Source organism: Flexithrix dorotheae DSM 6795, assembly GCF_000379765.1.
In the GTDB taxonomy this organism is placed as follows: domain Bacteria; phylum Bacteroidota; class Bacteroidia; order Cytophagales; family Flammeovirgaceae; genus Flexithrix; species Flexithrix dorotheae.
On sequence record NZ_KB903447.1, the window covers coordinates 14,580 to 28,538 of the forward strand.

At 34.7% G+C, this 13,959-nt stretch carries 11 protein-coding genes; all 11 read right to left on the minus strand.

Annotated features, from left to right (window positions below):
- Positions 1 to 101: 101 nt before the first annotated feature.
- Positions 102 to 1,397, minus strand: a complete 1,296-nt coding sequence (locus A3EM_RS0119530; protein ID WP_020529930.1) for a polysaccharide pyruvyl transferase family protein — start codon at positions 1,395 to 1,397, stop codon at positions 102 to 104.
- 86 nt (positions 1,398 to 1,483) lie between these two features.
- Entirely contained in the window at positions 1,484 to 3,196 is a 1,713-nt protein-coding gene (locus tag A3EM_RS0119535) for a RagB/SusD family nutrient uptake outer membrane protein (RefSeq protein ID WP_020529931.1), read from the minus strand.
- A gap of 12 nt (positions 3,197 to 3,208) precedes the next feature.
- The gene (locus tag A3EM_RS0119540; RefSeq protein ID WP_020529932.1) at positions 3,209 to 6,508 is read right to left on the minus strand and encodes a SusC/RagA family TonB-linked outer membrane protein; all 3,300 of its coding nucleotides are present in this window, start codon (positions 6,506 to 6,508) and stop codon (positions 3,209 to 3,211) included.
- A gap of 109 nt (positions 6,509 to 6,617) precedes the next feature.
- Positions 6,618 to 7,646 carry a FecR family protein gene (locus A3EM_RS0119545; protein WP_020529933.1) on the minus strand — a complete coding sequence of 343 codons (1,029 nt, stop codon included), beginning with the start codon at positions 7,644 to 7,646 and terminating at the stop codon, positions 6,618 to 6,620.
- 47 nt (positions 7,647 to 7,693) lie between these two features.
- On the minus strand, positions 7,694 to 8,290 hold the full coding sequence (locus A3EM_RS42995) for an RNA polymerase sigma-70 factor (RefSeq protein WP_020529934.1): 597 nt from the start codon (positions 8,288 to 8,290) through the stop codon (positions 7,694 to 7,696).
- Positions 8,291 to 8,937: 647 nt separating this feature from the next.
- Complete coding sequence (locus A3EM_RS0119560) at positions 8,938 to 9,534, minus strand: sugar O-acetyltransferase (protein ID WP_020529936.1); 597 nt, start codon at positions 9,532 to 9,534, stop codon at positions 8,938 to 8,940.
- 64 nt (positions 9,535 to 9,598) lie between these two features.
- Positions 9,599 to 10,177, minus strand: coding sequence for a Crp/Fnr family transcriptional regulator (locus tag A3EM_RS0119565; RefSeq protein ID WP_020529937.1), 579 nt, complete (start codon positions 10,175 to 10,177; stop codon positions 9,599 to 9,601).
- A 203-nt stretch (positions 10,178 to 10,380) separates the two neighbouring features.
- Complete coding sequence (locus A3EM_RS47105; protein WP_020529938.1) at positions 10,381 to 11,313, minus strand: hypothetical protein; 933 nt, start codon at positions 11,311 to 11,313, stop codon at positions 10,381 to 10,383.
- Between the two features lie 68 nt (positions 11,314 to 11,381).
- Positions 11,382 to 11,570, minus strand: coding sequence for a hypothetical protein (locus A3EM_RS43000; protein WP_020528229.1), 189 nt, complete (start codon positions 11,568 to 11,570; stop codon positions 11,382 to 11,384).
- Between the two features lie 257 nt (positions 11,571 to 11,827).
- Positions 11,828 to 12,427 (minus strand): hypothetical protein, encoded by a 600-nt coding sequence (locus A3EM_RS0119580; RefSeq protein ID WP_020529939.1) that lies wholly within the window; start codon positions 12,425 to 12,427, stop codon positions 11,828 to 11,830.
- A gap of 124 nt (positions 12,428 to 12,551) precedes the next feature.
- Entirely contained in the window at positions 12,552 to 13,958 is a 1,407-nt protein-coding gene (locus A3EM_RS0119585) for a transglutaminase domain-containing protein (RefSeq protein ID WP_020529940.1), read from the minus strand.
- Position 13,959 lies beyond the last annotated feature (1 nt).

Here is a 13,959-nt window from a genome sequence, read left to right on the forward strand (position 1 = left end):
TTAAAAAAACCAGAAGCTGGTGTCTTTGATCCTGGCTTCTGGTTTTGATAATTTTTGATTCAAATTATTCTATCACAGCAAAACAATAATATTAAAATAACCTAAACCAATAACCCTTTTAAAACATTTGTTCCTTCTTTATATCTTTGATCTACAATTGCCATTGAGTCCGCTAGTTTTTTTTGTGCCTTAGGGTAGTCTGTCCAAATTTCCCGGAGCATATCCTCAATCTGCTTCCCTTCAGTTTCTTCAATCTCAAAGACCCAATCATCAAAACCCAAATCAAAGTACATCTGACCTTTAATGGTATCTTCAGGTTGGCGGAGGTAAAAAATCGGGGTTCCAACTGTGGTGGCTAATATGGGAGAATGACACTCAAAACTTAAGACAGTATGGGCTTTTTCATATACAGAAGCAGCCTCGTCTGGCATCCAATATCCTCTTTTAACCACAAATGGTTTGACATCCTCGGGTAATGGATCTATCAGCAATTCATCCATTATATCTACTTGATAAGTCATTTCGGGGCAAATTAACACCTTATTTCCTGTTTCACGAACCCAGGCAATCATGGCTTCTCGCAACTTGGCATGATCCCATTCTTTGCATCGGGCATTCACTTCTTCTACTTCCTTGATTTTTTCTTCTGTCCAATTAGTTTTTCTTATTTTGTGATATGGCGTATATCGTAATCGAGGAATGGCACATATAAATTTTTTTTCTTCCAATCCATTTTTATCTAAAAAGTCATTTGCTTTTTCTTTATTCTCTAAATCGAAGTAAAATGTGGCATCAGGAGCAAAGGCTATATGACTTCCCGTTATCCCATTAGATTTGAGAACCTCTATTGATTTAGTCTCTCTGGTATAAATGAAGGTAGCTTTTTTTAACAATTGCCTAAGATCATCATTAATATGTTGTATAGTAGTTCCAAAAATCCCAAATGGTTTATCTGTTGTATATTTTACCCATGCCTCAAGGTTAGTTTTCCCCACTACCGATGGCCCCGAACCATGGATCATTATATCCGACTTCCCGAAAGCTTCCAACACTTCAGGATTATCCACCTCATAGTTTTCACTAACATTTCCATAGATAATTTTAACCTTTGGAAAGTTTTTGTTTAATAACTTTTTCACTTCATCCCCCTTACTTCTTTTCCAAAGGATAATTTCCGTTTCTGGCAAAAAGGTTTGTAAAACATTTAATAGACCAGGAGTATGAGCAATATCCCCGATATTGACATCCTGCCAACCTGAAACTAGAAGAATAGTTTTTACTTTATAACTCTCTTTCATTTTTTGATCTCCGCATGAAAGTAACCCTCCACTAAGAAAAAATCCTAATTTATAAGTTGCTGCTGTTTTTAACCAATCTCTCCGTTTGTATGTATTCATTTTTTTTTAGTTTAAGAAAAAAGATGTAAGAAAAGCCTGGTGTTTTCATCCTCAATAAAGATTTTTCCAGGCCTCAACTTTTATAATTAACTACCAGGATACCCTGGATTTTGTGGCATTTCGGCACCTGTATTGGCATCAATTACCTTCTGAGGAATTGGCCAGAAATTATTGAAATCCTGAATGGTGGTACCAGAGGAAGGGCCTCCGGGAACAGAAGGTGCAGAATTGTACTTTCTTACCCTATCGACCAAACGACCCATTCTAATTAAAGTCCGCAATCTTGGCTCTTCCACTAATAGTTCTCTGGTTCGTTCATCTAAAATAAAATCTTCTGTTACATCCATTGAGGTGATTAGTTTAGCATTTGCTCTTTCCCTGACTGTATTGATGTCCATAGCAGCCATTCCAATGTTTCCCTTTCTAAAATAAGCTTCAGCTCTCAATAAATAAGTTTCGGCTACTCTCATTCTACTCAGGTCTTTTGATGTATTCCCGCTGGCTACATTATCATCAAATGGAGCGCCATCAACCTTTCTAATCCAGGGATAATATTGTCTTAGGGTATCCAGTTTCTGATCCGTAAGTGTTCCATCAGAAGCTACAATATATAGTTCACCATCAACTCCCCTTTTCGCTTTAATTTCCTTTCCATAATATTCAGTATCATCAGGGTTATTATAATAAAAAGTTCTCCTGATATTAAATTCTGAATTTCGTATATCATCCGGATCAATTGCCCAAATATCATACTTCACATAATTGGTAGGTGAATTTACTCCAATGCCTCTTATGAGACTATCTGCCGGGGTATTTTTAAATCCATTTGGTGATATTATTTTATCATATTCCGGGGCCCAATACCGAGGGCCATTATTTCCTATTCCTCCATTTGTGCTTCCTCCTAATATAAATGATTCAAATTGCCAGGCCCACATCACTTCTTTGTTTCCTGAAGTTCGGTTGACCTGTCCATATGCAAACAAATCAGAGAAAACATCCCCTGGTTCACTGCTTGCAGGCCCAAATCTATTAGTCATGATTTCATAATCACCAACTTCCTTATTAATGACCTTACTGGCTGAAGCAATGGACTTGTCAAAAAAGGTATCATCCCCAGATTCCATTCCTATGGAAATATATACTTCACTTAATAAATGGAAAGCGGCAGCTTTTGGTACTCTTCCATCCGGAACTGCTACTGCCAAAAGTTCAGAAGCTAGTTCTAAGTCATTGGCGGCAAATCGTAACACTTCCTCCCTTGGCACACGAACAAAATCAAATTTTGGAACGGTTATTCTTTCAGCCACAATTGGAACACCTCCATAAATATTAGCCAAAAAATTATAGGTATAACCCCTGAAAAACAGTGCCTGACCTTTTATATTAGATCGAATCTCATCTGATATTTCCAAAGCTGGATTATCAATGTCTTCTAAAATCAAATTGGCCCTTACAATCATTTCCTTGTAAGCCCAATCCCAATAGACGATGGTAGCACTTAAATTTGAATTTAATAGGCTATAATCTTTTAAGCCTCGGCTATCATTCCTCCCCCACTGGGCTAAATCTGTTCCTACAGACATATATTCAAAATTATTTGAGGCAACAATATGCTCCTCTCTGGCAGCATTGTATAAAGCAATTAATGCCGCATCATAACCAGCTTCATTTTCCAATAAATTTTCTGGACTGAACCGATCCAACGGTACTTCATCAAGGTAAGAATCACTACATGACCCTAATAATCCAGTTATTAAAATTATAAAAGCGAATAGTTTCTTTATAGATATTTTCATGATTTCCGATAATTAGAATTGAATGCTAAGACCTACAGTGAATGTCTTTAATAAAGGACCATTATTTCCTGGGTTCCTGGAACCTGAACCAAACTCAGGATCCCATCCCATCCAATCCGTCCAGGTAAACAGGTTTTTTCCACTGACATATAATTGCAAACCCTGTAATTTTACTTTTTCAATTACTGAAGATGCTAGGGAATAGCTTAAAGAAATATCCTGCAACCTTACATAATTTCTACCCTGATAAAATCTGTATCCTAATGGATTTTTATAGTTAATTGCCGGATGAGTATTGATAGGATTTTCAGGAGTCCAGTAAGGAACATCCAAAATATTAGCCTGATCATAAAAATTAGTTCCTGGATTTAAAGTAGAATTGGGACTGTAACCTCCTTGACGTATGGTTAATAAAGCCATTAAAGTAAAGCCTTTATAAGAAAAGGTATTGGTAAAACCAAGATTAAAATCCGGTTGGTTAGAATGTAGAACCGTTCTATCCTCTGGAGTAATTATCCCATCACCATCCAAATCTTTAAATCTAATATGGCCAGGTTCTGCTCCAGGGATTGCAGAAACATCATCTCCTTCCTGATAAATCCCATCAAAAACATAGTCATAGTTTGAGCCTAATGGGTGACCTATAAACCAATTACTGGCAATATCATCATCTTCTACCCCGTCTCCATCGATATCTCTTCCAGTCAATTTAACAATTTTATTTCTATTGTGGCTAAAAGCAAAGTTTGAACTCCACATGAATTCACCAGCCTGTATATTTACTGTGTTCAAACTTATTTCAATTCCCTTATTTTCTGTTTCTCCAATATTCCTCAGGAAAGTTTCATATCCATTGGTATTGGGTATTGTTTGCCTTAATAGCAAGTCTGTTGTAATGCTTTTATAAATATCAATTGATCCGGTGATTCTGTTAGTTAATATACCAAAATCAACACCAATATTAGTACTTGTTGTTGTTTCCCAACCCAGGTTTGGATTTGCCATTGAAGATGGATACAATCCTACTGAAGTAGATCCTCCATCCCCAAATACATAATTTACCCTGTCTACATTGCTCAGGGAGGAATACCTACTTACTCCTCTATTTCCGTTTTTCCCCCAGGATATTCTCAGTTTGAGATTATCGATAAAACCAGAGTTTGCTAAAAATTCCTCCTCGATCATATTCCAGCTCATACCAACTGCAGGAAAAGTTCCATATTTATTCCCCGGACCAAAAGCAGAATATCCATCTTGCCTTAAACTAAAATCAATGATATACCTACCTTTATAACGATAACCCAATCTCCCCATAACTGAGGATTGCTGACTTTGCCCTGCGCCTGTATCAATATTAAAGTTTTCTCCAATTTCCAATGAGTTCCAACCTAATGCATCATTAAAAATATTGTTACTACTTAAATAAGAATTCTCATCTTTGAGCTCGTAAATCCCATATAAAAATGTAGCATTAATTTCATGGTCGGTTCCAATAAGTTTGGAATACTTTATAATATTTTCCAAGGTAAAGTTTTGTGCTTCATAATAATTTTTGCTACCACTTCCCAGGTTAAAAAATGCATCCCTGTCAAAGGATGGTCGATATTGGAAATCTGTATCATTCCTTTGTGTATAACCAGTATTTAGCCTGTAGAAAAGGCCTTCAACTGGGAGTTGGATATCTGTATATAGATTAACAAATAAAGTTTTTTGTTTCCTTTGATTATCATTTTGGATTGATCCAAACAATGGGTTTCCTACAAGGCCAATATCCATAGGCTGTGGTCTTGGTACACCGTCTTCATAATATAAACTTGCATAAGGACTTAAATAGGTTGTATGCTCTAGACTTGCTCTAAAACCAGAATTATCTCTAACACTATAGCCGGTATTCATCCCTATTTTAAGCCATTCAGTTACATTAGCATCAAGATTCAGCCTTCCTGAAATTCTGCTGAAATTATCTCCATAAACAGGCGATTTACTATTGGTATAAGACCCTGACATATAATAAGTGACCTTATCGGTTTTTCCCGAAATACTTAACTCGCCATTATACATTGGTGCATTTTGTCTAATAGCTTCAAAAGGTTCTATACTTTTCCCTGCTGCCATATTTTCCAACTCAATGGGTTGAAATGGAACGGGTCCTCCATCAGCTATCTCAGCGTCTTTCCTGACCCGTAAGTATTGATTGGCATCAAGATAATCTGGAATATGTGCATAATCAGACTTACCATAATAGGTATTTAAAGAAACTCTTGGCGCTCCCAATTTTCCTTTTTTTGTGGTCACTTCAATCACTCCATTGGCAGCTAGGGAGCCATAAACAGCTGTGGAACTTGCATCTTTTAAAACGTGGATCGACTCAATATCTCCCGGGTTAATATCAGACAATCTTCCCCCAGTATAAATAATTCCATCTAAAACGATTAAAGGTTCATTGCTTGCTGAAATTGAATTTCTGCCTCTAATTTGAATTGAGGCATCTGAACCAGGCCGACCATTATCAGTTACAACAACTCCCGCCACTCTGCCTCTAAGACTTTGTACAGGGTTCACATTAGGTACTGTTCTGGTAGGTTCCAAATCCACACTAGCAATAGCACCGGTTAAATCTTTCTTTTTTGCCGTTCCATATCCGATCACAACAACTTCCTCGAGTTGCTCGAGATCTGGATCAAGCGCTATATTAATGATGGATTGATTATTAACAAAAATCTCTTTGGATTGGAAACCTATAAAACTAAAAACAAGAACATCTTCCCCATCAGGGACTTCCAATGCATAATTTCCATTGAAATCCGTAGTAGTACCGCTCTGTGTTCCTTTAATCAAAATACTGACCCCGGGTAAAGGTTCCCCATCCTCTGCTGATGTTACAGTTCCTGTCACCTTTTGTTGATTTTGGTCCAATATTATTTCTTCAATTGCCCTGTCAAAACTTCCATCTTTTCTTTTGACATATATCTTCGAATTTACTCTTTTGAAATGAAGGTTTGCTTCAACGGAAATCGTTCGTAACACTTCTGCCAAGGATATTTTTTTCGACTTTAAAGAAATTGATTGTTCAGTATTTAATCCTGTCTCAAAATAAGTGAAAGAAAACCCCGCCAGTGAGTTCAGAGAGGAAAATGCTTCCTTTACCTTTACATTTTTCCAATCTACTTTAACATATATTTCTTCAAGACTTTTATGTTGTCCGACACTTGTGTTCGCCAGTAACATACCAGCTAGCAAACACTGTATAAAAAGCCCAATAACTACATATTTTGACATAATGATAATTTGCCTTTGTATTTTCCATTTCATATTTTTATGATGGTTTAGGTATAAAAAATATTTAAACTAAGACTCCTAGAACACAAGGATTAAGTTTGCCGACTGAGACCTTTGTTCTAGGTTTTTTTTATTAAGATGTTCAATTTTCCATAGGCATTTGCTTTTCACGTACTTTTAAAAAAATATTTTTTCCTTTTATTTCATAGTCAAAGTTTCCAATAAAACTCAATCCTTCCAATACCCTGTCCAATGGAGCATTATCATAAGTCTGATTAAACCCTTTTTCTATGATATCCCCAGATATCTCAATTTTCACCCCGTACCATATTTCCAGCTCATTTTTAATCGTATTAAAATCATTCCCGCTGAGCTTAAGAATACCATCTTTCCAACCAATTACCTCTTCCTCATCAAAGGGTGTTTTAGCTATCGAATTTCCCCTTACTGTTGCAAGTTGCCCGGGAAGTAATATGACCTCTGATCCTTCATTTTGCACATTTACCTTTCCTGTAAGAACAGCTATATCTACATTGTTATCACTTTCCTTTTTTATATTAAAAGAGGTGCCTAACACCTTTGTCTCCACATTTCCACTATAAACTATAAAAGGCTTTTCCATCTTGGCTACTTCGAAGAAAGCTTCCCCTTCCAGATGTACATGACGTACTTGACTATCCTTAAAGCTTTTGGGATAGGTAATTGCAGCATTACTATTCAGTTTGATCTTTGATCCATCTGATAAAGTTAAGGATAACTTCTGTCCTGAAAGGGTGTGCTTGGTCACCCATTCTTCTTCTCTTAATATTTTTGATTCGGAGGTTTTGAACATTTCGAAATAAAACAAAGATCCCAAAAGCATAAGGACAGAAGCTGCTGCAGATAAATACCAGAATCGAAATTTGGATATTCTTACCTTCTTATTTAGGTTAGTTTTCTCTCTTTCTTCCGATAGGGAATTCTGCACCTCTTGTTTTAACAATATGTAGTCTTTAAACAATGGACGAGTATAAGTACTCCTGGTTTTCTTGTCTTTGGAATATTCGAGTATATCCTTGACCATTTCTTCATTTGTCCCTTTCTTTTTTCGCCATTCATCCAACACAATGATTTCTTCCTTACTAAGGGTACCTAGGATGCTTTTGGCAATTATTATATCTATTTCTTCCATATTTTCTTTATAGTATGCTCTTATTTTACTTTGAAGCTATTGGAGATTTATTCCAAAAAGAGCTCGATAGATTGAAAAAGTATCATTATGATGATCAAAGCTTCCCTCCGACTATTCCTATCATCATTATCATTATTGTATTTTTGTAAAGTTATCCTTAGCCTTTTAACTGCCTTTGCCACTTGGTTTTCTACTGTTTTTACTGATATATTCATGATTTCTGCCACCTGCTTTTGCCTCATACCCTGTTGCTTGACAAGATTAAAGACCACTTTACAGCTATGGGGGAGTTCTTCTATAGCCCTATCCAATACCTGGACTTTTTCTTTACTCAATAAGATTTGTTCTGGATCGAAATTTTCTATTAAAAAATCGAATGAAACAGCCTGGTCTGTTTTTATATCATTTTGGCCAGTCTTCGATTTTAAGTAATCTAAGCAACGATTCTTAGTACTGATATAAAGATAAGATTCAAGGTTCCTGATATCCTCCAAGCCTCCTTTCCTTTCCCATAATACATAAAAAGTATCAGAGACCACCTCTTGTGCAATCTCAAGGTTTTTCACATAGCTTTTAGCAAATTGGGTCAGGGCGTCATCATATTTTTTTACCAGTCCAACAAAAGTCTCAGTCTTACTTTCCATTAATATTTCATTTTCATAATCACCTACTTCTATCTAAAAGACGAGGTTATAAAAAAAATCCCCTACAGGAAAATAAATTTTTTGCGATTCTTCAATCTATTTTTATTCATAGGAAGTTAGACCTACCAGTTTTTTTTAACTAAATCTCTATTTTATTGGATATACCGGAGGATGCTGCCCCCCAGTTCCGGTTCAACTTTGGAAGTTGGATATAGACTAGGAGGCTATAAGTTAGTGCCATTCCGGCAGTTGTTCCCTCCTTTGGGAAAAACATTCCGGAGCATTTGTGTTCTTTTTCTCTTTTGGTGATCAAAGAATTTGAACAAACAAAAAGGGTATAAAAAACTATATATTCCTTCCTTTGACCGAGAATTTTTATCCAAAAAAGTCCTATTGTAGTAAGTTGTTTTGAAATAAAAAATTAGATAACCAAAATTAACTAAGTACCACCATAGAGACCCTTTCCGGAAAAGAGGTCCATCGTTTAGTGAAACAGTAATTTCAATGTAAAAAAAGGGAGAGCTATTATAGTTCTCCCGAAAAGGCCTTTTTGTGGAGTAAAACCCTAGTTTAAATTTTCTGGATTAATCCAAATTATATGGTTTGGATACCTTGATACAGTTTATTGTAATGTTTCTGTAAATCCATTAGTGATTACTTAGGGTTCGGATTACTTTACAAGGATTTCCAACGGCTACAGAGTTCGCTGGAATTGATTTTGTAACAACACTTCCTGCTCCAATAATAGAATTTTCACCTATATTAACTCCAGGTAATATTATTACACCACCACCAATCCAGACATTATCTTCAATTTTTATAGGTTGTGCAAATGTTCTAAAAAAAGGTAGTCCAGATTTAGCCTCCCAATTTGCAACAAGTCTTTCATTTACATCAGTTGAATGCGTTGCTGTATAAATCTGAACATTTGAAGCTATTAGAACATTATTACCTATCTCTATCTTATTGCAATCAACAAACGTACAATTGATATTTATAATAACATTATTACCAACTGAAATATGTCGTCCATAATCACAATAAAATGGAGTATCAATATTTACATTGTCCCCAATATTCCCAAATAATTCAGTTAATATTTCAAGACGTTGTTCTGAATCAGTACTTTTGAGTAAATTATAATCTTTGGTTAATCTTCTTGCGTTATGTATTATTTTTTGGATTTCTTTATCAGATGTGTTGAAAATTTCTCCATCTAAACATTTTTGTAATTCAGTCTTCATAATTAAAATTCTTTGTGCAAAGATAAAATGGTTAATTCAGTATTTTTTTCATCTATCTTAAAAATTAACCTTCAGCTCGAATTGCACTAAGATATTGCTGTGTCATACCCAGGTAAGAAGCTATGTAACCAAGATTAATGCGATTTATCAAATCAGGATTTTCGCTTACAAACTTTTCATATCGTTGTTTTGATGTTAATGTCAAACGATCAATTCTTAAGTTCTGCATTTTTAATAATACCTCTTGATGAATTGTGCGAGACCAGTTTGCAATATCAATGTCTGTTTTATATAATTCATTTAAAGAATCAATAGGCATAGAAAATATTATTGAATCTTCTAATAGTTCTACAAAATCTAATCCTGCTTTTCTATGATAAAGAGAACTGGATGAAAATGTTATATCTCCTTCCTTACTAAACCAATTTGTGACTTCCTTTCCATCGACTAAGAAAAAAGTTCTTGCACATCCTTTTTCTATAAAATATACTGAATTATCTTTTGTATTTGCTTTAGTTAACAGGTGATGTTTTGGTAAATAATTTTCTGTCAACAAGCTTGATAATGGTTGAATTGATGCATCGGATACCGGATAATATTTTTGAATTCCTTGAATGATATTTTTGATTTTACTTAAATCCATAGACAAAAATATCTAAGGATTCTGGTTCAATCAAATTGGCTAGTGACAATACAGCCTTAGGGTTTTAGATATTAAATAAATCATATGGAAAATTTATTGATCTACTAAATGCCATTTTTCCAGGCGGACTAATGGATCAAAACAGATATAATTACACAAGCAATTCATTTGTTGGTTCGAACGGTGCATGTCAAACTTCCCATTTAGGCCACCATTTTCTGTGATTCTAATGAGTCCAACACTCTCCACCATTTTGCACTTTTCTTAGTTGTTCTTAATTGCAAGATGGCCTGTGCCCCTTTTTTTGACCATCTTTGTCCTGATAATTTCATTCTTTTTTGAATGACTTCTTTGTGTGCTGATTCTATAGCCCCACTACCTATTATTAGCTTTTTTTCTCTATAAAAACCATAATACATACGTTCCTGATTTCTTTGGTAATATTCTTTTAGCTTCAATAATAATGGTAAATGTTCTGGTTTGACTCTGGATTCCAGCAATTCAAAGTGTCGAATCAATGCACCAACCCGATCAGTCAACAGGTAATTCTTGACTCCATCTATCCAGGATTTTCTTTTTATTTCGTCCGGAAATGCTTCTCTGGCAAATCCATGAGCATATTCCATGGCATGATAGAAATCCAGTATTTGGATAGCTTTAGGATAACACTTGTTTACCCAATTCCATATCCAGGGAGCTCCATCTCCAATGAATATTGGGCATTTAACCGAGGGAATTAAACATTCAAAGCCCTTTAGAAAGGTTGACGCATCACCTAAATGACCAAAATATTCGGAATGTTTAATTCCTACTGGTTCTTCTCGAAAGGGTAGTTGAAAAATCCTCCCCAGTTTTATTTCCTTCCACTTTTCTTCCCTGGTAAAAACCATTGAACCATCCATTTCTACATAGGTCAACACTTCCTGACTATTCCTCAGACCACTGGGAAGAGCCATATTCTGTTCTATTTTTTCATCTTGTTTAGCCTGTAATAGCGCTCCAATTTTTTCACTGACCCGCTCTATTTGTTTGGCACAAACCTTTACACTCAACAACTTTTCCAATAAAGCACTGGCTTCTTCAAATACATGATCGCTGCCTAAATAACAGATGATTTCTTGTAAATAACTACTCATCCGAAAGCCTTGAGGACTGCTTGCAAGGCAATGATTTTTATCCACTATCAACTTGCCAAAACTTGACTTTATTTTTTTTTCTTGTTCTTTTTATAGGACTCATCCCCAAGACTATTTTGTAATACTTCCCGACCCAATTTTGCCCATACCTCAACAAACGACTTCTCATATTCATACCCACTAGTTTGGCCTTGTTGAGAGGCTTGCCATAATTTAATTTCTGCCTGTATTTTAGCGGTTAATTCTTCAGTGGTCATCGGATATCTAGTTTTGGTTTTAGTACTTTTTCAAGATAATCCTTTTTTTGCAATTTTTCAATAAATCTTTAAGGCTGGGAAGTTTGACGTGCACCCGGTTCGAATCATCATTTAAGCATATTACAACTCAAATAATTACTGCAGATAATCAAGTAGTTATGCTAGCACAACTCTAGTATGTTTTAAATTGATACTGCACTATTTTTCATGTTTTTGGGCCAGACCTCCTAAATATTTTCATCAAAAAAATAACCTGTTCAAATTACTTTAAATGCTCCTGTTTCTATTTCTATGGTTTCGAGGTCAGTAAATTCAAATTTGATCTGGAAATTTTGATTAACACTACTGTCAGGCTTTTCGAGCAAGGTCAATATTATTTTACTACCCAAATAACCAAATAAATATTTATCCTCATTCTGGTCATTGATAAATTCATTAATGGATGAATTATCATGATTTGATACTTTGAATAATTCGTTTAAATTACTTCCTTCAACAAATACACCTCCACCAGAAAATAGTGGTTTAGAAGAGGATATTATAATTTCTTTTATTTTTTGGGTAGTGATTGGAGGAGGAGGACTACAGGCATAAACCTGACTGGCAAAAGGATTCGTAAATCTTTTCAGAAAAAAGGAATTATGAGAAAATTTCAAATCGGCAATTTCAACCTGAATGGCTGCCTTATCAAAATCACTATTTTCCTTGCTAACGAACCTTTCTGATTCAAATGTACCAATTGAGGATTCCAAATTAGATATTTTGCCCTCAAAAGGCTCTCCTCCCCCGCATCGATCACAGGAAATAGGAATTTGAATTGCAATAATTATTAAAAATATTGTGAGGGATTTTTTCATGATTTTTAAAAATTTAAATAAACAGACGTTTCAGCAGACTAATGGAATAACCCTTTTTGAGAATGTAGAGTAGAATTAATATTTTATCTGAAGATTTGTGGTGAATAAGGATAATATATCTGTATCAATTGAGATTTATTTCATCCAAAAATTCTTTATATATTTCGGTCTTCCTCAAATCAGCCAAATCCTTGTCTTCCTTTAAATGTTCAAAATTATCAAAGCCATAGTCAATAGCAGTCCTTAAGTATTTTACTGATCCTTCATAATCACCGATTAAGCTTAGGTAATTTGCATATGAATAACTTGCAGTCATAATTTCATAGTCATGATTAGAATTCCTTAAGGCAATTTGAAAGAATTGGTTTGCATCTTTAAAATTACCTTCCCTAGCAAATATCATGGCCTTAAAAGTTATACATCTGACATTAAGATTGTCTATTGTTAATAGGTAATTCAGCAACTCAATCGCCTTGGGGTAATCTTCTTTATGGTAATATTCTGAAGCTTGCCGAAGTAACTTGTTAAAACTTTTATCACATTGATAAGTAGATTCAACAAATACCCTTGTATCCATGCTACTGGTTCTCCAATTATATTTAAAAACGCTTGAACCAAGACTAGAATCGGTTCTTTCTCTATTTAGGTAAATATATTTATTTGGTATATCTTCAAAACTAGCACTTTTACTATCTGCAAACGTAGGGTCAAATGGTAGCCATCCATACTTATTAATATATACTTCAACCCAGTTATGATTAGGATTTTTAGCTGTTTTTGCAATACTACCAGTCACCACCCTTGATGGTATACCTTTGGCCCTACAAAGTGTGACCATAAGATCTGAAAATTCGGTACAATCCCCTCTCCCTTTTTTCAAAGCTTTTACCGCACCTATGTTTTCATTGATCCCATTATCATACTCGAGATTTGAGACTACATAATCAAATATATTCTTTAAGGTTTCAAATTCTGAAACCCCATTAATTTGTGGAATCACCTCTAAAATCCTTTTATGATCTTTTCTTTCAAATGAAGATGCTTTTATATATTTTTTTAGATCTATTCGATCTTCTGATAACTTTACGCTTTTGTTTTGGGCAATGGAGAGATCAAAATCGTATAACTCAAGGTCATATTCTATTACGATACTATTGTTCAATATGTAATTCGATTGTCCATCAAACTTATATTGATAATAGTCTGATTTATCAGAATGGATTTTTTGTATTTTTGCACCATAAAACCTTATATCTATAACTCTTTGTCTATTAGGAATATCTCTTGGTAAAAATCCTTTTAATTCAAAACTCACTAGTGAGCCTGGGCCAGCCAATGTTACATTTATTATTTGGGATACTCTAACTACACTTTGTGCCCTTAGCGATGGGTTTATGGCCACGATAACTAAAATGATATTCAAAAAATATTTCATAAGGGTTAATTTTTTTAATGATTTATATACCTCTATCGTGTAACCTTCTATGGGACAAATGTTATTTAAAAGTCTATACCCTGTTTTGTTTTCCACT